Origin of the sequence: Cupriavidus sp. NPDC089707 (assembly GCF_044748965.1) — a bacterium.
Classification (GTDB): domain Bacteria; phylum Pseudomonadota; class Gammaproteobacteria; order Burkholderiales; family Burkholderiaceae; genus Cupriavidus.
In genome coordinates this window covers 578,874-599,081 of the sequence record NZ_JBIVHB010000001.1, presented here as the reverse complement: position 1 = coordinate 599,081, position 20,208 = coordinate 578,874, and the positions used below count along the sequence as shown (strand labels likewise).

Below are 20,208 nucleotides of genomic sequence, written 5' to 3'. Positions count from 1 at the left end.
CGGGGCACGCTCATCCAACGCATCATGATCGACGTGCCAAACCCCGCCGCGCCTTCCGCATCCTCCGCATCGTCAGCGGACCAGACCGCCCCCGACTACGATTTCACCGAGCAGGTGGGCCACCTGCTGCGGCGCGCGTACCAGCGCCACGTGGCGATCTTCCAGCAGACCATCCCGGATTCGCAGCTCACCGCGGCGCAGTTCGTGGTGCTGTGCGCGGTCAGGGACCGGCAGCCGTGCTCGCTGAATGAAGTGGTACGCGCCACGGCGATCGACCAGGCGACGGTGCGTGGCATCATCGAGCGGCTGAAGGCACGCGAGCTGATTGCGGTGTCGCATGACCCGAACGACCGGCGCAAGGTGGTGGTGACGGTGACGCCCGGGGGGCTGGCGTTGATCGATGAGACGGTGCCGTTTGCCAGGCAGATCTCGGAGCAGACGTTTGGCGGTTTGAATCCGGCGGAGCGGGTGGCGGTGACGTACCTGCTGCGTAAGATGAGTGAGATTGATGAGGGGAATGGGGGCGCGTAGTCGCTTCTTTCCCCTTCCCGATTGTCTGCTCCCCTCTCCCGCTTGCGGGAGAGGGGCTGGGGGAGAGGGCCGGAGCCTCCATGAAGTGCAGCGCTTCACTTCGTAGACATGCCGGCCCTCTCCCCAACCCTCTCCCGCAAGCGGGAGAGGGAGCCAGACAGCGGTATGCTGAGGCCCTCAGCCCCGCAACGCCGCCAACACCGTCTCGGGCACGAACGGCGGCCGCCGCAGCCGCACGCCGATCGCATCGAACAACGCATTGGCAATCGCCGGTGCCCCCGGCAGCGATGCCGACTCCCCCGCCCCCATCGGCGGCTCCTCTTGCCGCGGCATCAGCACCACCTCGATCGGCGGGATCTCCGGAAAGGTCAACAACGGATAGCTGCCCCACTCGCGGCTGGCGACACCATCGGCATCGAAGCGCACCTGTTCCTTCAACACCCGGCTCAAGGTCTGCACCACGTTGCCGTGGATCTGGTGACGCACGCCATCCGGGTTGACCATCATGCCGGTGTCCTGCCCGACCACCAGTTTCTCCACGGTGATGCGGCCCGTTGCCGATTCCACCGCCACGTCAACCACCCATGCCGCCCACGCCGCGCCGAAGCCCGGGAAGCGGCTGTGGATATAGCGTGCGTAGGCAACACCACGCCCGCGCAGCATCCCGTCGGCGCCAGCGTTGCCACGCGAACCTTGCGCGCCCCGCTGCCATCCCGCCGCATCGGCCACCGCGCGCAGCAGTTCGGCGGCGCGCGGGTCGGGCAAATGACGCAGCCGGAAATCGATCGGATCGACACCGGACTCGGCGGCCAGTTCATCGATCACGCATTCATGCGCGAACGAATTCGGCAGCGCCGACACGCCACGCAACCATGACGCCCGCACGATGGCCGGCGTGTCGTCGCAGCCGATGCGGCGCGCGCGGTAGGCATACGGCGGTACCGCGGTGCGGTCGCCCATCTCCAGCGTGCGCGGCGCGTTGGGAACGATGCCGGCGAGCACCAGCGCCAGCGTCGGCGCATCGTTGGACGGATAGCGGCTGGTGAAGTCATAGCCGAGCAGTTCGCCGTCGGCGCCCAGCGTTGCGCTGACATCCATCAGCTGGGCCGCGCCCTTGGGTTCCCACAGGTGTTCCTGCTCGCGCGACAGCTGCACGCGCACCGGGCGGCCGACGGCACGCGACAGCAGCGCGGCATCGGCGCAGACATCATCCGCGCAATTGCGGCCGTAACAGCCGGCGGCTTCCATGCGCACGATCTCGATGCTGTCCTCGCCCAGCCCGCACAGGCGCGCCAAGTCGATGCGCAATACATGCGGGTTCTGCGTGCCCGACCATACTGTCAGGCCATCCTCATGCCAGTCTGCGACCGCGCACGATGGGCCGATCGAACCGTGCATCTGGTATGGCCAGACGTAGTGGCGATCCAGCGTCTTGCCGGTCCCCGCCGGAGGCATCTCGCCGTCATTCAGCAGTTCACGCCGGGTTGCGGGGTTGGCGCGCAGCGCGGGCTCAGGGTCAGCGAGCGACGGCATCGGCGGCACGGGTTTCCACTGCACCCGCAGCTTGCGCGCGGCAAGCACCGCATACTCCTCGCGCTCGGCCACCACGCCGACGAAGTCGCCCTGCACCACCACGTCGACCAGCCCCGGCACATCGCGCACCGACTCGCGGTCGACCGCGAGCAGGCTGTTGCCGACGAAGTCGCCGCTGTCGCGTCCGGCGTAAGGCGGCCGCACCACGCGCCCATGCAGCATGCCGGGCACGCGCACGTCATGGACGAAAGTCAGCACACCGCGTGCCTTGTCGGGGATATCGACGCGTCCGGCCGGGCGGCCGACGATGCGGTAGGACTCCACCGGCTTGATTGGCACGTTTTCGGCCAACGGCAGCGCCACATGCTCGCCTTGCACCAGCGTGCCGTAGCCGATGGCGGCGTCGGCTCCCCGGACGCGGAACTCGCCGTCCTGCGCCTCGAGCTGGTCGGGCGCCACGCCAAGCTGTTGTGCCGCGCGTGCCAGCAGCCACGCGCGCGCCTGCGCCGCGGCACGGCGCAGCGGAATGGCGGAAATCTGGATCGATGCGCTGGCGATGGTCGGCCCCTGGTTGGGGGTGGCTTCGGTATGGCCCAGCACCATGCGCACCCGCGACAGCGGCACGTCAAGTTCTTCCGCCACGATCTGCGCCAGTGCCGTGCGGATGCCGGTGCCAAGGTCAACATGGCCGTTGAAGGCCAGCACCTCGCCACTGTCGCGCACCGCGATGAAGATATCGGGCAGCGCCGGCACGTAATCCGATGCCGCGCCGGGCTGGCCCGGCGCGGGACGCGCCGCCGGCTGCGGCGCGCGCGTGACCAGCAGCACGCCGGTTGCCTGCAGCAGCGCCAGCCGCAATGCGCGCGGCGTGGCGGGATCGGCCTGTGCCGCGGGTTGCAGGGTCGTTGCCGTCATCGTCTTCCAATCTCCTTCAACGGGGGCGCCGTTATACTGCCAGCCAACGGAGTCAGAGCCACCCAACCATCATGACGAACACCACCGCGGCGAAAGCTGCCGCCAAGCAGGCTGCAATGCGGGCTGCCCCAGGCACGCGGGCCAGGCAGGCGCAAGACAGCCGCGACCGCATCCTTAAAGCTGCGATCAAGGTCTTTGCCCAGCGCGGCTACGACGGCGGCCGCATCGAGCGCATTTCGTCGCTGGCCAAGACCTATGACCGGATGATCTATTACTACTTCGGCAGCAAGGAAAAGCTGTTCGTTGAAGTGCTCGAGACCATCTACCTGCAACTCAACGAGGCCGAGCAGAAGCTGGAGCACGAACTCGACGCCGCCGACCCCGTGCGCGCGCTGTCGCAGCTGATCGATTTCATCTGGCAGTACTACCTCGACCATCCCGAGTTCGTCGCGATCCTGTCCAGCGAGAACATGAGCCAGGGCAAGCACGCCAAGAAATCGGTCCGGCTCAGGGAGATCTCCAGCTACGCGCTGTCGGTGCTCGACGGCATCCTCACGCGCGGCAAGTCCGCGGGGCTGTTCCGGCCCGACGTGGGGGCACGCGACGTCTACCTGGTGATCGCTTCGCTCGGCTACTTCTACAACTCCAACCATCATACGCTCGGCGCCTTCCTGGGGGAGGCCATGATGAGCCCGCCCGCGCTGACGCACTGGCGCGATGTGATGCAGCAGACAGTGCTGCGCGCGGTGGCGGCGACCGGTGCCGTGCCGGAAGCCAGCGTGCCGCCGCCTACGCCGCCTAAGCCGGCGCGCAAGACCACACGCACCAGGCGGGTGGCGGCTGGCTGAAGCGCGGCGCCGGCGCACCGTCGCCGCTCAGGCGGCGGCGCGGGCGCCCTCACCCGCGACTTGCGCCAGCGCCTCGTCGCGCGTGAGCACGGTCGCATACTTCTGCGCCATGTCGAACAGGTTGGCATCGTGCGGACCGATGGCGCGGTCGCCGACGCAATCGGACACCACCAGCGGGCGGAAACCCAGCGACATCGCATCGACCACGCTGGCGCGCACGCAGCCGCTGGTGACGCAGCCGGCCACCAGCAGCGTCTGCACGCCGCGCTGCGTCAGCCACGCCGCCAGCGAGGTGCCGAAGAACGCCGAGGGCACCGTCTTGCGTACCACCAGCTCGCCCGGCGCGGGCGCCAGCTCGGGCACGATCTGGCTGTTGTGGCCGTCTTCTTTCAGCGTCAGCATGCCGGGCACCTTCAGCGTGAAGATGTTGTGATCGCTATCGTCGTCGGCGAACACAATGCGGCTGTGCACCACCGGCCAGCCCTGCTCGCGCGCGGCGCGCAGCAGCGGCTGCGTGTTGCGGATGGCTTCGGGGATATTGCCGCCGCCGAATACCGCCGGGTCGGCAAAGCCGTTGACGAAATCGATGATCAGCAGGCCGAAAGGTGCCTTTAGTTCCATCGACGTGCCAAAGCCCTGGCGCTGGTAGGTCTGCACTGCGTCATCCATGGCGCGAGTCCTTGTAGAGCGATGCGGCGGGAGCGTGGTGCCCGTCCATCACCTTGCCGCGCACCACCACCGGTTCGCCATCGAGGCTGACCGTGCAGTGGCGCACCGGGATATCGATATGGCAGGCGGTGGTGCGGCTGCCGCCTGCTTCATTGTTGGGGCCGAACGAGCACAGGAAGTTGCCTTCATACGCACGCGCGTCCATGCCGATGGTGGCCTCGCGGTCGTACATCGCCAGCGCCGACCAGCTTGCCCGCGGCTGCAGGCCCCAGCCGATATGCGACATCGCATACGCTTCCGGGTCGTTGAACGAGGCCATGTAGTCGGCCAATAGCTCGGCATCGACACCGCCTTCGATGCGGCGCACGTAGCCCGCTTCGACCGTGATGCGGATCGGCGCCTGCAGATAGGACTTCATCGGCAGCAGGATGTCGCCGCGGTCCAGCACGATAGTGCCGTTGGTGCCGCCCTCGTCCGGCCAGGTCAGCACGAAGCCGCTCGGCCAGTGGTCCCAGCGGCCGGGCTCGTCGACGAAGCCGTACTCGCTGATCGCGGGGAATTCGCCCAGGCGGCAGCGCAGGTCCATGCCTGCGTCGGACACGATATGCATCTCGCGCGCCTTGCCCAGCCGCTCGGTGGCCGCCTTGACGCGGGCGCGGTCGGCCTCGGTCGGCACCAGCCGTGCCAGCACTTCGGGCGGCTCCACCGCCAGCAAGATCTTGGTGCCGCCGGACAGGATGTCGTGCTGCTCGGGCGAGAACAGCAGCGTCATCAGGTCCAGCACCAGGTCGCTGGCCTTGAGCGCGGCGATCGCTGCCGGGTTGCCGGTCAGCGGCGTGGTGCCGAGATAGGCCAGCGCGTCGCGGCTGAGCGCCTTCTCGCCGTTGACCGGCGGCAGGTCGAGCCGGTTGACGATGGCGCCCATCGACTGCGCCGCCACCATTGCCGTGCGCAGCGTCTGCGGATGCGTGGCCGCGCCGGTCAGGACGGTGACGGTCTGCCCCGGCTGCAGGTTCGACAGCGTCAGCACCTGCTTCCACGCCGCCGTCAGGTCGTAATCGCTTACGGGCATGTTCGCTCCTTGATCAGTTCAGCGCAGCGCCGAGGAAGTCGCCGAAGGCGCGGTAGAAGCCGGGCTCATCGTCCCAAGGGATCATGTGACCGGCATTGGCGACATGCGCGACCATCGGCGCTGGCAGCAGCTTGCGCATCTCCTGCACGTCTTCCTCGCGGATCACGTCGCCGCGGCCCGCGGTCATCAGCAGCGCCGGCACGTCGACCTGCGGCAGGTCGGCGTGGATATCGTCTTCATGGAAGCCGTTGAAGCTGGCCAGGATCGCGCGCTCGTCGCAGGTATGCAGCCATTGCGCGCGCAGGCGCAGTTGGTCTTCAGTCCACGTGGGGCAGAAGCGGCGCATGCCTTCGGCGTCGATGCCCTGCTGTGCCAGCCGGATCGAATCGATGTACCACGGCAATTGCGCGGGATACGGACGGCGGCCCGGGCCCGAGACCGGCGGATCGACCAGCACCAGCCGCGTCAGGCCGGCGGGCTTGCTGCGTGCGGCGCGAATGCCGATGCGTGCGCCCATCGAATGGCCGACGATGGCATAGCGCTGCAGCCCGAGCGCTTCGGCAAACGCGATCACGTCGGCAGCCTGCGCATCGAGGCTATAGTCCAGCTCGGCGCCGGTCTGCGACAGCCCGCGGCCGCGCACATCAAGCACATACGTATCGAACTGCCGCCCGAACTGTTCGCCCACAAAGCCCCAGGTGACCGCCGGGCTGGTGATGCCGGGCACGACGATCACGGCATCACGCTGCGCGCGTGCGCCGTCCTGGCCGCCATAGCGCAGGTAATGCTGGCGAATGCCGTTCGCATGGACGTTGCCGCCGTAAAGGAAGGTGCTGGTCGTCATGGCCGGCTCCTTCAGTAGGCGCCCGACAGCAGCGCGCCCGCGCCCGGCACCACCGGCTCCAGGCCCAGGCGCTTGAGCAGCGCATAGGTGGTGGCGATGGCGGCGGTGACCACCGGCTTGCCGGTCATCGCCTCGACCTTGGCAACCGCCGGCAGCGACGGCATCTGCACGCAGGCGGACAGCACGATGACATCGGCATCGGCGAAGTTCATTTGCGCGACGATCTCCGGCAGGCGCGACGGGTCATGGCGGCCGACGTCGAGGTTGTCGGGGATCTCCAGCGCGCGGTAGTCGACCACTTCGTAGCCTTCATTGCGGATGTAGTCGACCACCAGTTCGGTCAGCGGCTTCATGTACGGCGCCACCACGGCGATACGCTTGGCGCCCATCACCTTGAGCGCATCGACCAGCGCGCCGGCGCTGGTGATCACCGGCGCGTCGCCGCCGTTCTCGGCGGTGTGTGCCTGCAGGCGCTGCTCCGACACGCGATGGTAGCCGTGGCCCATCGCCATGATCGCCACCAGGCAAGCATAGCCGAGCACGTCGACGCGGGCGTCGCTCAGCTCCACCGCGCAGCGGTCGGACTCGGCATCCATGGCCGCCAGTTCCTCCTTGACCACCTTCTTCATCCGCATGCGGCTTGAGTGGAAGGTAAAGCGCTCCGGGCGCACCAGCTGGCGCGCGGCCAGCATCGCCGGGATCTCGGTTTCCATCGTGGTGTTGGAGCTCGGCACGATCTGGCCGATTCGGAAAACTTTCTGCACTGTCGACTCCGTCATCTGTTTGTCTGTCTACCCGCCTGCCATGGCCGGATGGCCTTGCATGCTGCGATCGATTGTAGTGTACACACTTTATCTAGGCAAATAGAATTCGCGCCGTGCGCGATTCACTCGTTCAGTGCATACTTAATTAACGAATCCCTGTTTTAGCGCACAAATTCACCGAATTCAAGCATTGTGCGTAGCACTTCATGATTCCGTAAGGGTTTTCCATGAGATCTGCGCTTTCTTCCTTGCCGTTGATATTTTGAGTGTGTACACTCGTTTTTAACGGTCGACCGGATCGGTCGCCCAAGCCCCCATCGACCCATGTGTCATTTGCCCCAGGAGAAATAACGTGCAAGGCAAACCGCGAATCGCAGTTGTCGGCGCCGGACTCGGAGGAACGGCCGCGGCCGCCCTGCTGCAGCGAGCCGGCTTCCAAGTCAGGCTGTATGAACAGGCACCGGCGTTCTCGCGCCTGGGAGCGGGCATCCACGTGGGGCCCAACGTGATGAAGATCATGCGGCGCATCGGCATCGAGGACGCGCTCAACGACATGGGCTGCCACCCCGACTTCTGGTACAGCCGCGACGGCCTGACCGGCGAGGTGATCGCGCAGATCCCGCTGGGCGACTACGCGGAGCGGCACTATGGCGCCAGCTACCTGACCGTGCACCGCGGCGACTTCCACAAGCTGCTGACCGACGCCGTGGCGCCGGGCACGCTGTTCTTCAACAAGAAGCTGGAAAGCGTCACCGACCAGGGCAACGTGGTCGAACTGCGCTTCACCGACGGCACGGTGGATGAAGCGGATATCGTGATCGGCGCCGACGGCGTCAACTCGCGCATTCGCGAAACCCTGCTGGGTGCCGAGCCGCCCAAGTACACGGGTTACGTGGCGCACCGCGCGGTGTTCCCGATCTCGCGCGTCAAGGGCTTCACGCACGACCGCTGCACCAAGTGGTGGACCGATGACCGCCACATGATGGTGTACTTCGACACCAGCAAGCTGGACGAGATCTACTACGTCACCGGCGTGCCCGAGCCCGAGTGGGACATGAGCAAGAGCTGGGTGCCGAGCAGCATCGAGGAAATGCGCGCCGCGTTCGACGGCTGGCACGAAGGCGTGCAGTCGCTGATCGAAGGTACGGTCGAAGTGACCAAATGGCCGCTGCTGGAGCGCGACCCGCTGCCGCTGTGGAGCCGCGGCCGCCTGGTGCTGCTGGGCGATGCCTGCCACCCGATGAAGCCGCACATGGCGCAGGGCGCCGCGATGGCGATCGAGGATGCCGCGATGCTGGCGCGCTGCTTCACCGAGACCGGCCTGGATGACTACGCCGCCGCGTTTGCGCTGTATGAAGCCAACCGCGCCGAACGCGCCGGCAAGGTCCAGCTGGTCTCGCACAACAACACGTGGCTGCGTAGCAACGAGAACCCGGACTGGTGTTTCGGCTACGATGTGTTCAACGTGCCGCTGGTGTCGGCCGGGCGCGCGCCTCTGTCCGCAGCGGCGTAACTGCGACCCGAGGCCTGACCCAAGACGTCACGCCGCAGCCCCTCGCACGAAGGGGCGCGGCGTGCCCGCCGCGTGATCTGCAACCTGCCGCCCCCGATGAACACGCCTCGCCCCCTGACGCTACAAGTCAACCATGCCGAGCACACGCTCAGCGTGGCGCCCGACACGCCGCTGCTCTACATCCTGCGCAACGACCTGGCCTGCAATGGCCCCAAGTACGGTTGCGGGCTGGGCCAGTGCGGCGCGTGCACGGTGCTGGTCGATGGCCTGCCCGCGCGCTCGTGCGTGCTGCCGGTCAGGGCGGCGGTGGGCCACGCGGTCACCACGCTGGAAGGCCTGGGCACGGCGGAGCATCCCGACCCGGTGCAGCAGGCCTTTATCGACGAGCAGGCCGCGCAATGCGGCTATTGCCTGAACGGCATGATCATGACCGCCAAGGCGCTGCTCGCGCAGAATCCCGATCCCGATGAAGCGCAGATCCGCGAGGCGCTGCGCTTCAACCTGTGCCGTTGCGGCACGCATGTGGAAATCGTGCGCGCGGTGCAGCGCGCCGCGGTGCTGATGCGGCAGGCTGGCGAGGGGGCGGCATCGTGAAGCAGGAACTCGTACGGCAATCCGTGCAAACGGGCACCCTGGCGGAACACGCACCACCGCCGGCTGCCATGTGCCTCGTCGCCCATGTGCTGACGCCGCCGGGGCTGCGCTGGATCGACGGCAAGCCGCTGGCACCGCGCCTGCTTGGCGCGGACCGCGATGCCGCCCTGTTGTTGCCTGGCGTTCGCGCGGTCGTGGTGCGCAACCGGTTTGCAGGCGTGGTTGCGGAAAGCGACGCACTGGCTGCAAACGCCGCCAGGGCCCTGCAGGCACGCTGGTCGGCCCCGCCTCGCGCCGACGAAGCTCCCGTGTCGCGTCACGCCGTCGCCCAGCGCGGCGACGCCACCCGCGCGCTTGCCAGCGCCGCCACGCGCCACGCGCAGCACTACCAGTGGCCGCTGGCCGGCACCCGGAGCGAAGCGTTTTGCACCGCGGTCGCGGACTGGCGCGACGGCATGCTGCACGTGTGGCTGCCAAGCCTGCGTCCAGGCGCGCTGCGCGAAGAACTGGCTGCGCTGCTGGGCATTGGCTCGCAACAGGTCGCACTGGCCTGCTGGCAGGCGCCTGCCGATGCCGGCGATCCGGCCCTGCTCGCGCACCATGCAGCCGCCGACGCGGCCTTGCTTGCCCATGCTGCCGGCAAACCCGTGATGCGCCGGCTGTGCGCCGACGAGATCGGCCTGGCCGATGCGCAGCTCGCCGTGCGTGTCGACACCGCGCAAAACGGCTCCGCCATCGACGCCTACGCCGCAACGCTGGCCGGCACGGCCGCACCGCCGGTACCGCTGGCGCTCTGGCTGACGCATACGGCGTCGCCCGTGACGGACACCGGCAACACCGGCAGCGCAGTCATGCCGCCCTACCGCATTCCCGATGTCGATGTCGGCACGGCCGGCGCCGTGGCCGCCTTCGACGCCGCACCGCTTGCCGCGGCACGCGCGCATGTCTTTGCGCGCGAATCGCATCTCGATGAAATCGCCGCCGCGTCCGGGACCGATCCGGTTGAATTGCGGCTCGCTCACCTCGACGACGCGCGAGGCTCGGCACTGGTCAGGCAGGTCAGCGAGCGCGCCGGCTGGACCCCATCCGCCCCGCATGCCAACGCATCGGCCGGCAACGTGCGGCGCGGGCGCGGCTTTGCCTATGCGCACACCATCGACCACGATGCCGGCCAGAGCTGGTCGGCATGGGTCGCGGAAGTGGAAGTCGACGGCACCACCGGCGAACTGGCGGTCACGCGCGTGACGGTGGGGCATGACAGCGAATCGCTGGCGCCCGCGCAAGCCAAGCCTGCCGCACGCTCCCTGGAACACACCGTCGCCGATGCCACCTTGCAGTTGACCGCTGCCGGCCCGGCCTTCGACACCTGGCCTGCCACGGAGGCGCCTGCCGGCCAATCCCTTCCCGCCGTCGCAACCAGCGCGGCATTGCCGGAAGTCCGCCTGGCCGGCACGCTCACCGAGCGCGACCAGTTGGCGGCGGGCCCGGCCGATACGCTGCCCGCGGCGGCGGCCGTGGCCAACGCCATCTTCGACGCCACCGGCGTGCGCCTGCGCACGCCGCCCTTCAGCGCCGAACGCATCCGCCTGGCGCTGGCCGAGAGCGAGGACAAGCGCGCCGGCAAGCGCAGCAAGCGCGGCTGGATCGCGGCAGCGGCCGCGACCGCTGCCGGCCTGTGCGCGACACTGATGCCGTGGCGCGCACCGATCGCGCCGGTCGCACCGCCAGAGCCCGGCTTCTACTCCGCGGCCACGCTGGAGCGCGGCCGCCTGGTGGCCGCGGCGGGTGACTGCGCGGTATGCCATACCGTGCCCGGCGGCGTGAAGAATGCGGGTGGCCTGCCGCTGGAAACGCCATTCGGCACGGTCTATAGCACCAATATCACGCCCGACGTGCAGACCGGCATCGGCAACTGGTCGTTCGCCGCCTTCGAGCGCGCGATGCGCGAGGGCATCCATCGCGACGGGCGGCGCCTGTATCCGGCCTTCCCCTACACCGCGTTCGCAAAGGTCAGCGATGCCGACATGCAGGCGCTGTATGCGTACCTGATGTCGGCCGAACCGGTGAAGTCAGAGGTACCGCAGACCCAACTCGCGTTCCCGTTCAACGTGCGTCCGCTGCTGGCGGGCTGGAACCTGCTGTTTCATCGCAATGAACCCTTCAAACCCGACCCCGCGCGCTCCGCGCAGTGGAACCGCGGCGCGTATCTCGCCGAAGGTCTGGGTCATTGCAGCGCCTGCCATTCCCCGCGCAACGCATTCGGCGCCGAGCAAGGCGGCCGCAAATACCTGACTGGCGGCAGTGCCGAGAACTGGGAAGCGCCGGCCCTGACCGCGCTGTCGCACGCGCCGGTGCCGTGGACCGAGGCGGCGCTGTTCACCTACCTGCGCGGCGGCTTTGCGCCGCATCATGGCGCAGCCGCCGGGCCGATGGCACCGGTGGTGGAAGAACTCGCGCAGTTGCCCGAGTCGGATGTGCGCGCGATCGCGCATTACGTCGCGTCGTTCGGCACGCCACCGCCAGCGCCTTCCGTGCTCGACGCGCAGGCTGCCACGCTCGAACAACGCAGCGCGCAGGCTGCGCGCACGCTCGGCGGTCCCGGTGAACGCCTGTACCAGAGCGCCTGCGCCGTCTGCCATCAAGCAGACCAGGGCATCGCGCAGTTTGGCGTCAAGCCGTCGCTCGCGCTCAACACCAACCTGCACAGCAAGCTGCCCGACAACGTGATCCAGGTGCTGCTGCAAGGGATGCCCGCGCCGCCCAACAGCGAACTGGGCGCGATGCCGGCCTATGCCGACACCTTCGATGACCAGCAGATCGCGCAGCTGGCGCAGTACCTGCGCGCGCGCTTTGCCCCCGACCAACCCGCCTGGCAGGACCTGGAGAACACCGTCGCGCGGCTGCGCGCGGCGCCTGCCCACTGAAGACCAGCGGAGGCCTGCGGGGACCGGCTCGCCGCGCCATCCGCATCCATGCTGACAGCATCCGTGCCGTGCCGTGCCTGGCAAGGCGCTTTGCCACCGGGCAGGGAGACCTGCGCCGACGCATCGGCACGCTGCGCGCCATGCGCGGGAAAACCCCGAGGAGAGAAACCGCAGTTCGGCCTTGCCCGCCAGTTTCATGTAGCTTACGCTGAACGATCATGTAGTGCGCACTACATTAGTGCGGGCATCAACACCAGAAGCCGCGCCGCGGTGCCTCCCGGCACAAGGACGGCGCAAGAACCGCGCAGACGAGCGGCAGACGAGACAACAAGACCACAAGATTGGCCCTTTTACATCACCGGAAGCGCTGGCCCGGGGCTTGCATAGTCCACCGCCGTGCCGACCGGGAATTCGGGCCCGGACAACCAAGGGTAGACAACAAGGAGTGACTATGTCGTATCAGTATCAGGAAGGTGTTGCGAGAGGACTACCTGGTCGGTTCTGGCCTCGCTAGATTGGGGTAGCCACCATGCTTCGCCGCAACGCGGCGCGTGGGCCTTCCGAATTCAAGATCCAGCCTATAAAGACAAGGTAGACAACATGTCGTCATCAATTTCCTCAATGGCAGCAACGACAATCCCCGAGGCGACGATCAGCGCGCCCCCGCACTCAAGCGCGCGGGCATCGTCGTCCCAAACCATCACGATCGAGCAAGGCATCCGCGCAGCCGGCGTCGGCAGGTTCCAGTACCGGCTGTTCGCCATCTTCGGCCTGGTCTGGCTGGCCGACGCGATGCAGGTCCTGTCGATCGGCTTCACCGCGCCCTCCATTGCCTCGACATTCGGTATCCCCGTGCCGACGGCCTTGCAGACCGGGACGATGTTCTTCGTCGGCATGCTGATCGGCGCCTTTGCGTTCGGCCGGCTGGCGGACCGGATCGGCCGCCGGCCCGTGCTGATGATGGCGGTGATCCTTGACGCCATTTGTGGCGTCGCTTCCGCCTTCGCCCCGGATTTCCAGTGGCTCCTGCTGCTGCGCTTCCTGACTGGCATCGGCGTCGGCGGCACGTTGCCCGTCGACTACACCATGATGGCCGAATTCCTCCCCTCCGACCGGCGCGGCCGCTGGCTGGTCCTGCTGGAGTCGTTCTGGGCCGTCGGCACCATCCTGCTCGCCATCCTTGCGCTGGCCGCGGTTGCGCATGGCGATGATGCCTGGCGCCTGATCTTCCTCGTCACTGGCCTCCCCGCGCTGGTCGGCTTGGTGGTCCGGTTCTTTGTTCCCGAATCGCCGCTCTACCTGAATAAATCGGGACGCTCGGAAGAGGCACGCGCGGTGCTTCAGCGCGTTGCCAAGGCCAATCGGGTTTCGGTGGAGATCGCCCCGCTGGAGCCGCAGAAGATGGAGCGCAAATCGGTATTCGCGCTGTTCGCGGCCGGATGCCGGCGCCGCAGCATCTGCCTGCTTGCCGCGTGGATGCTGATCTCGATCGCCTACTACGGTGTCTTTGTCTATCTGCCGGTGAAGCTGGCTGGCCAGGGCTTTGGCTTCATGCGTGGCCAGGTCTTCCTGATCCTGCTCGCGCTGGTGCAGCTCCCCGGCTTCGCGCTCGCCGCGCACGGCGTCGAGCGCTGGGGGCGCAAGCCGACCCTGATCGGCTTCCTGCTGCTCAGCGCCGCAGGTTGCATGCTGTACAGCCTGGGCACGTCCACCGCGCTGATCGTCGGCTCCACCCTGCTGATGAGCTTTGCGCTGCTGGGCACCTGGGGCGCGCTCTACGCCTTCACGCCGGAGGTGTATCCGACGGACCTGCGGGCCAGCGGGATGGGTACCGCCGGCGCAATGGCACGATTTGGTGGCCTGTTCGCCCCTTCGATCATTGCGCCGATCATGGCGACGCAGTTCACGCTGGCACTTGGGTTGCTTTCGTCGTTCCTTGCCGTGGCGGCGTTTGCCATCTTCATGGTGGATATCGAGTCGAAAGACCGCGCGCTGGACTGACACCAGGTAGCGGCATCGCTTGCCGGCGACGGGCCGCAGCCGCGCTGCGGCCCGCTTCCATTACAATCCGGCTACAACGGCGCGGCGGCCGTGTTCACCCGACCCGGCCGCCCGCTTCAGCCGCTTGCCCCTATCCCCGCCGAGCCCTCGCCGCAGCCATGAAACAAGATCCGCGCTTTCCCAACCTGTTCATCCTCGACCACCCGCTGATCCAGCACAAGCTCTCGCACATGCGCGACAAGGAAACGTCCACGCGTACCTTCCGCGAGCTGCTGCGCGAGATCACGCTGTTGATGGGGTACGAGATCACGCGCAACCTGCCGCTGACCACGCGCCGCATCGACACGCCGCTGGTGGAACTGGATGCGCCGGTGATCGCCGGCAAGAAGCTGACCATTGTCCCGGTGCTGCGCGCCGGCGTGGGCATGAGCGATGGCCTGGTCGAGCTGATCCCGTCGGCGCGCATCGGCCATATCGGCGTGTACCGCGACGAGCAGCACCGCCCGGTCGAATACCTGGTGCGGCTGCCTGACCTGGAAGACCGCAGCTTTATCCTGTGCGATCCGATGGTGGCGACCGGCTACTCGGCCGCGCATGCGGTGGAAGTGCTCAAGCGCCGCGGCGTCAAGGACGAGGCCATCACCTTCGTCGCGCTGGTGGCGGCACCGGAAGGCGTGGAGGTGTTCCAGAAGGCGCATCCGAACGTCAAGCTGTACGTGGCTTCGCTGGACAGCCACCTGGACGCCGATGCGTACATCGTGCCGGGCCTGGGCGACGCGGGCGACCGGTTGTTCGGCACCAAGAACTGACACGTGCCGGCCTGGCGCGGGCTTGACCAGCCTCAATAGCCCGCGCCGCGTGGCTCCCTACACTGGCGACACCCGCTGGCGGCAGCCGCTGGCGGTAATTCCGGCGGCACATGCCGCCAACCACAGGGAGCCAACCATGGAAGCCATCAAGATTCTCTTCAGCACCAGCACCGGCCTGATGAGCCTGGGCGTGATCGTTTTCATCATCGGCATGGGCTGGTTCTTCGCGCGAATGTTCGCGCGCAAGATGCGCGAGGATGCGGCGGCGGCGAAGGCGCAGCAAGGCGCCCAGCGCCGCTGAAAGCAAAGGGCCGCGCGCGGCCCTTGTTTGTTTCCTTCCGGTCCTTTACTTCTTCTTCCCGAGCAGGCTGCCCAGCACGCCGCGAATCAACTCGCGGCCTACCTGCGACCCCACCGTGCGCGCGGCCGACTTGGCCATCGACTCCAGGATCGAATCGCCGCGCCCGCTCTTGCCGGTGCCCTTGGTCAGCGTGCCGAAGATATCCCCGGCAGTGCCGAGCCAGCCGCTGTCCTGTTCCGCTTCCGGTTTCGCTTCCGGCTGCTTGCCCTTGCCATTGGCAACCGTCGGCACGCTGCCGCGCAGCTTTTCGTAAGCCGATTCCCGATCCACGGCCGTCTCGTATGTTCCCGCGACCAGCGAGTTGGCAACCAGCTGCCTGCGCTCCTCGTCGGTCGCCGGACCGATGCGGCTGCCCGGCGGCAGCACCCAGGCGCGCTCGGTCACGCAAGGCGTGCCCTTGGCGTCCAGGAGCGACACCAGCGCCTCGCCCACGCCCAGTTCGCCGATCGCGGTTTCCAGGTTCAGCCCGGGGTTGGCGCGCATGGTGGTGGCTGCCACCTTGACCGCCTTCTGGTCGCGCGGCGTGAACGCGCGCAGCGCGTGCTGCACGCGGTTGCCCAGCTGGCCCAGCACCGTGTCGGGGATGTCGACCGGGTTCTGCGTGACGAAATACACGCCTACGCCCTTGGAGCGGATCAGCCGCACCACCTGCTCGATCTTGTCGAGCAGCGCCTTGGGCGCGTCGTTGAACAGCAGGTGCGCCTCGTCGAAGAAAAACACCAGCTTGGGCTTGTCGAGGTCTCCGGCCTCGGGCAGCTTCTCGAACAGCTCGGACAGCATCCACAGCAGGAAGGTCGCATACAGCCGCGGCGAGTTCATCAGCTTGTCCGCCGCCAGGATATTGACCACGCCCTGGCCCTTCTCGGTCTGGATGAAGTCTTCCAGGTTCAGCATCGGTTCGCCGAAGAAGACATCGCCGCCCTGCGACTCCAGCGCCAGCAGCCCCCGCTGGATCGCGCCGACCGAGGCGGCGGAGATATTGCCGTACTCGGTCGTGAACTGCGAGGCGTTGTCGCCCACGTACTGCAGCATCGCGCGCAGGTCCTTGGCGTCGAGCAGCAGCAGGCCATTGGCATCGGCAATGCGGAACACCAGGTTGAGCACGCCCTGCTGGGTATCGTTGAGCTCCAGCATGCGCGACAGCAGCAGCGGGCCCATGTGCGAGACCGTGGCGCGCACCGGGTGACCCTTCTGGCCGAACACGTCCCACAGCGTGGTCGGGCAAGCGCCCCATGCCGGCTCCGGCAGGCCATGGTCGGCCAGGCGCTGCTTGAGCTTGTCCGACAGCTGACCGGATTGAGAAATGCCGGTCAGGTCACCTTTGACGTCGGCCATGAACACCGGTACGCCCAGGCGCGAAAAGCCCTGCGCCAGCGTCTGCAGCGTGACGGTCTTGCCGGTGCCGGTGGCGCCCGTGATCAGGCCGTGGCGGTTGCCCATCTGCGGCAGCAGCACCAGCTCGTGTTCGGCGTTCTTGGCGATAAGGATGGGGTCGGCCATGATCTTCCTGATAGCAAGTGCCGCGGGACTCGCCGCGGCAGCGGCGCGGGCAGGCCCGCGTGATAAAATCCTGCGCTGATTATAGCCAGCCGCCAGGCATATCCGTCACCTGGCGCCCGCGCCTGGCATCTCGCATTCCATCACCGCATAACACCTTTTCCGCCTCGGAGAGCATCATGGCCGGTCACTCGAAATGGGCCAATATCAAACATAAGAAAGCTGCCGCTGACGCCAAGCGCGGCAAGATCTGGACCCGCCTGATCAAGGAAATCACCGTTGCCGCCAAGCTCGGCGGCGGCGATGTCGACTCCAACCCGCGCCTGCGCCTGTCGATCGACAAGGCCATGGACGCGAACATGCCCAAGGACAACATCCAGCGCGCGATCCAGCGCGGCGTGGGCGGCCTGGAAGGTGCCAACTATGAAGAGATCCGCTACGAAGGCTACGGCCTGGCCGGCGCGGCCATCATCGTCGACTGCCTGACCGACAACCGCACCCGCACCGTGGCCGAGGTTCGCCACGCGTTCTCCAAGCATGGCGGCAACATGGGCAATGAAGGCTCGGTGGCGTTCATGTTCACCCACTGCGGCCAGTTCCTGTTCGCGCCCGGCACGCCGGAAGACAAGCTGATGGACGCCGCGCTGGAAGCCGGCGCCGACGATGTCGTCACCAATGACGACGGCTCGATCGAAGTGACCTGCCCGCCCAACGATTTCCCGGCGGTCAAGACCGCGCTGGAAGCCGCCGGCTTCAAGGCCGAAGTGGCCGACGTGGTAATGAAGCCGCAGAACGAAGTCAGCTTCGCCGGCGACGACGCGGCCAAGATGCAGAAGCTGCTCGACGCCCTGGAAAACCTCGACGACGTGCAGGAAGTCTTCACCAACGCGGTGATCGAAGACTAAGCTGAAGCAACAAGCCCCATGGCGGCGGCCCGGACACAAACCAGGCCGCCGCCTTTTAGTATGTGTTTCTTTTCTGGCAGTGGATCATGAAAGTATTGGTTGTCGGCTCGGGTGGACGTGAACACGCGCTGGCCTGGAAATTGGCCCAATCCCCCAAGGTACAGGTGGTGTACGTGGCGCCGGGCAACGGCGGGACCGCGCTCGACAAGCGCCTGCAGAATGTTCCGCTGACGGATCCGGAGGTCATCGCCGCCTTCGCCGAGCGCGAAGGCGTGGCCTTTACCGTGGTCGGACCGGAGGCACCGCTGGCGGCCGGCATCGTCGATATCTTCCGCGCCAAGGGCCTGCGTATCTTCGGGCCGAGCAAGGCGGCCGCGCAGCTGGAATCGTCAAAGGACTTCGCCAAGGCGTTCATGCAGCGCCACGGCATCCCGACCGCCGCCTACCAGACCTTCTCCGATGCCGCCCAGGCGCATGCCTATATCGACGCGCAGGGCGCGCCGATCGTGATCAAGGCCGACGGCCTGGCCGCGGGCAAGGGCGTGGTGGTGGCGATGTCGCTGGAGGAGGCCCACACCGCGGTCGACATGATGCTGGCCGACAACAAGCTGGGCGATGCCGGCGCACGCGTCGTGATCGAGGAATTCCTGGAGGGCGAGGAAGCCAGCTTTATCGTGCTGGTCGACGGCAAGAACGTGCTGGCGCTGGCCACCAGCCAGGATCACAAGCGCCTGCTGGACGCCGACGCCGGCCCCAACACCGGCGGCATGGGCGCCTACTCCCCCGCCCCGGTGGTCACGCCCGCGCTGCACGCACGCGCGCTGCGCGAGATCATCCTGCCGACCGTGCGCGGCATGGAGAAGGACGGCATCCCCTACACGGGCTTCCTGTACGCCGGCCTGATGATCGACAAGGACGGCAACCTGAAGACGCTGGAATTCAACTGCCGCATGGGCGACCCGGAAACCCAGCCGATCCTGGCGCGCCTGAAGACCGACCTGGTCGAAGTGATGGAGCACGCTGTCGACGGCAAGCTTGACAGCATCGAGCTGGACTGGGACCGCCGCACCGCGCTGGGCGTGGTGATGGCCGCGCACGACTACCCGGAGAATCCGCGCAAGGGCGATGTCATCACCGGCATCCCGGCCGAAACCGACGACAGCGTGACCTTCCACGCCGGCACCACGCTCAAGGACGGCACCCTGCTGACCTCGGGCGGGCGCGTGCTGTGCGTGGTCGGACTGGCCGACACCGTCAAGGCCGCGCAGCGCGCCGCCTATGCGGCAGTCGAGCAGATCCAGTTCGACGGCATGCAGTACCGGACCGATATCGGTTACCGCGCCATCAAGCGCTGATTGGCCGCCGGCGGGGCCTCAGCGGACCCTGCCGTCCAACAGGCCGCCCCAGCCGGTACAATCGTGACAATGCTGTGACGCACCCGGCAGCCGACTGGCTGCCGGACTGCCATCCGGCGGTCCACTCGTCGGTTTATCCGATTCAGCCCACCATGATCGATTCCCAGGCAGTCCGTGCCTACCTGCTCGGTCTGCAAGACCGCATCACCGATGCCATCGGCGCCATCGACGGCCAGCCGTTCCTGACCGACGCCTGGGAGAAGCCGCCCACCGAACGCCTGCGCGGCAGCGGCCGTACCCGCATCCTGGAAGGCGGCGCGGTGATGGAGCGCGCCGGAGTAGGCTTTTCCCACGTCAGCGGCGATACCCTGCCGCCGTCGGCCAGCGCCAACCGGCCCGAACTGTCCGGGCGCAGCTTCGAGGCGATGGGCGTATCGCTGGTGTTCCACCCGCGCAATCCCTACGTGCCCACGGTCCACATGAACGTGCGCTGCTTCGTGGCGGTAAAGCCCGACGCCGAGCCGGTCTGGTGGTTCGGCGGCGGCATGGACCTGACGCCCTACTATGGCAACGCCGGCGACTGCACGCATTTCCACCGCACCTGCAAGCAGGCGCTGTCGCCATATGGCGACGAGCTGTATCCGCGCTTCAAGCAGTGGTGCGACGAGTATTTCTTCCTGAAGCACCGCAACGAGGCGCGCGGTGTGGGCGGGATCTTCTTCGACGACTTCTCGGCGCTGGGCTTCGAGCGCAGCTTCGCGATGATGCAATCGGTCGGCGACGCCTTCCTGGACGCCTACCTGCCCATCCTGCAGGCCCGCAAGGACACGCCCTACGGCGAACGCGAGCGCGGCTTCCAGGCCTACCGGCGCGGGCGATACGTCGAATTCAACCTGGTGTTCGACCGCGGCACGCTGTTTGGCCTGCAGTCGGGCGGACGCGCCGAATCCATTCTGATGTCGATGCCGCCGCTGGTGACCTGGCGCTATGACTGGCAACCGGAAGCGGGCAGCCCCGAAGCGGCGCTGTACACCGACTTCCTGCCGGCACGCGACTGGGCCTGACGGCAGACT

17 protein-coding genes are annotated in these 20,208 nt (G+C 67.3%); 11 read left to right on the top strand and 6 right to left on the bottom strand.

What is annotated here, in order from left to right; genetic code table 11:
- Nucleotides 1-24: 24 nt before the first annotated feature.
- A complete protein-coding gene (locus ACIP1U_RS02805) occupies nucleotides 25-531 on the top strand; it encodes a MarR family winged helix-turn-helix transcriptional regulator (protein ID WP_400311427.1) in 507 nt (168 codons plus the stop codon).
- Nucleotides 532-708: 177 nt separating this feature from the next.
- Here the strand turns inward: ACIP1U_RS02805 and ACIP1U_RS02800 are convergent, their stop codons facing one another.
- Nucleotides 709-2,979 (bottom strand): molybdopterin cofactor-binding domain-containing protein, encoded by a 2,271-nt coding sequence (locus tag ACIP1U_RS02800; RefSeq protein WP_400311424.1) that lies wholly within the window; start codon nucleotides 2,977-2,979, stop codon nucleotides 709-711.
- A gap of 71 nt (nucleotides 2,980-3,050) precedes the next feature.
- Between ACIP1U_RS02800 and ACIP1U_RS02795 the strand changes: the two genes are divergently transcribed.
- Entirely contained in the window at nucleotides 3,051-3,827 is a 777-nt protein-coding gene (locus ACIP1U_RS02795; RefSeq protein ID WP_400311421.1) for a TetR/AcrR family transcriptional regulator, read from the top strand.
- A gap of 27 nt (nucleotides 3,828-3,854) precedes the next feature.
- Here the strand turns inward: ACIP1U_RS02795 and ACIP1U_RS02790 are convergent, their stop codons facing one another.
- The 4 genes from ACIP1U_RS02790 to ACIP1U_RS02775 are packed head-to-tail and all read right to left on the bottom strand — an operon-like array spanning nucleotide 3,855 to nucleotide 7,176.
- Entirely contained in the window at nucleotides 3,855-4,496 is a 642-nt protein-coding gene (locus ACIP1U_RS02790) for an N-carbamoylsarcosine amidohydrolase (RefSeq protein ID WP_400311418.1), read from the bottom strand.
- Nucleotides 4,489-5,568, bottom strand: coding sequence for a 2,5-dihydroxypyridine 5,6-dioxygenase (locus tag ACIP1U_RS02785; RefSeq protein ID WP_400311416.1), 1,080 nt, complete (start codon nucleotides 5,566-5,568; stop codon nucleotides 4,489-4,491). The genes ACIP1U_RS02790 and ACIP1U_RS02785 overlap by 8 nt, the downstream gene beginning before the upstream one ends.
- Nucleotides 5,569-5,581: 13 nt before the next feature.
- Nucleotides 5,582-6,412 carry an alpha/beta fold hydrolase gene (locus ACIP1U_RS02780; RefSeq protein ID WP_400311413.1) on the bottom strand — a complete coding sequence of 277 codons (831 nt, stop codon included), beginning with the start codon at nucleotides 6,410-6,412 and terminating at the stop codon, nucleotides 5,582-5,584.
- An 11-nt stretch (nucleotides 6,413-6,423) separates the two neighbouring features.
- Nucleotides 6,424-7,176 (bottom strand): Asp/Glu racemase, encoded by a 753-nt coding sequence (locus tag ACIP1U_RS02775; protein WP_116317435.1) that lies wholly within the window; start codon nucleotides 7,174-7,176, stop codon nucleotides 6,424-6,426.
- 352 nt (nucleotides 7,177-7,528) lie between these two features.
- On the opposite strand from ACIP1U_RS02775, the gene ACIP1U_RS02770 reads away from it, so the two are divergent.
- From ACIP1U_RS02770 to ACIP1U_RS02745, 6 genes are all read left to right on the top strand, one after another.
- On the top strand, nucleotides 7,529-8,689 hold the full coding sequence (locus ACIP1U_RS02770; RefSeq protein ID WP_400311410.1) for an FAD-dependent monooxygenase: 1,161 nt from the start codon (nucleotides 7,529-7,531) through the stop codon (nucleotides 8,687-8,689).
- Nucleotides 8,690-8,785: 96 nt separating this feature from the next.
- Nucleotides 8,786-9,283 carry a (2Fe-2S)-binding protein gene (locus ACIP1U_RS02765; RefSeq protein WP_029045660.1) on the top strand — a complete coding sequence of 166 codons (498 nt, stop codon included), beginning with the start codon at nucleotides 8,786-8,788 and terminating at the stop codon, nucleotides 9,281-9,283.
- 68 nt (nucleotides 9,284-9,351) lie between these two features.
- Nucleotides 9,352-12,207 carry a c-type cytochrome gene (locus ACIP1U_RS02760; RefSeq protein ID WP_400311767.1) on the top strand — a complete coding sequence of 952 codons (2,856 nt, stop codon included), beginning with the start codon at nucleotides 9,352-9,354 and terminating at the stop codon, nucleotides 12,205-12,207.
- A gap of 600 nt (nucleotides 12,208-12,807) precedes the next feature.
- Nucleotides 12,808-14,208 (top strand): MFS transporter, encoded by a 1,401-nt coding sequence (locus ACIP1U_RS02755; protein WP_400311407.1) that lies wholly within the window; start codon nucleotides 12,808-12,810, stop codon nucleotides 14,206-14,208.
- Nucleotides 14,209-14,366: 158 nt separating this feature from the next.
- Entirely contained in the window at nucleotides 14,367-15,017 is a 651-nt protein-coding gene (upp, locus tag ACIP1U_RS02750; RefSeq protein WP_342913937.1) for a uracil phosphoribosyltransferase, read from the top strand.
- 136 nt (nucleotides 15,018-15,153) lie between these two features.
- Nucleotides 15,154-15,318, top strand: a complete 165-nt coding sequence (locus ACIP1U_RS02745) for a DUF3149 domain-containing protein (protein ID WP_400311404.1) — start codon at nucleotides 15,154-15,156, stop codon at nucleotides 15,316-15,318.
- 45 nt (nucleotides 15,319-15,363) lie between these two features.
- On the opposite strand, the gene ACIP1U_RS02740 is transcribed toward ACIP1U_RS02745, so the two are convergent.
- The gene (locus ACIP1U_RS02740; RefSeq protein WP_400311401.1) at nucleotides 15,364-16,878 is read right to left on the bottom strand and encodes a helicase HerA-like C-terminal domain-containing protein; all 1,515 of its coding nucleotides are present in this window, start codon (nucleotides 16,876-16,878) and stop codon (nucleotides 15,364-15,366) included.
- 176 nt (nucleotides 16,879-17,054) lie between these two features.
- On the opposite strand from ACIP1U_RS02740, the gene ACIP1U_RS02735 reads away from it, so the two are divergent.
- From ACIP1U_RS02735 to hemF, 3 genes are all read left to right on the top strand, one after another.
- Nucleotides 17,055-17,780 carry a YebC/PmpR family DNA-binding transcriptional regulator gene (locus tag ACIP1U_RS02735; protein ID WP_400311398.1) on the top strand — a complete coding sequence of 242 codons (726 nt, stop codon included), beginning with the start codon at nucleotides 17,055-17,057 and terminating at the stop codon, nucleotides 17,778-17,780.
- Nucleotides 17,781-17,866: 86 nt separating this feature from the next.
- Nucleotides 17,867-19,135: a phosphoribosylamine--glycine ligase gene (purD, locus tag ACIP1U_RS02730; RefSeq protein ID WP_400311395.1), complete on the top strand. Its 1,269-nt coding sequence runs from the start codon at nucleotides 17,867-17,869 to the stop codon at nucleotides 19,133-19,135.
- Nucleotides 19,136-19,287: 152 nt separating this feature from the next.
- Nucleotides 19,288-20,199: an oxygen-dependent coproporphyrinogen oxidase gene (gene hemF / locus ACIP1U_RS02725; RefSeq protein ID WP_400311393.1), complete on the top strand. Its 912-nt coding sequence runs from the start codon at nucleotides 19,288-19,290 to the stop codon at nucleotides 20,197-20,199.
- The last annotated feature ends 9 nt before the right edge of the window (nucleotides 20,200-20,208 follow it).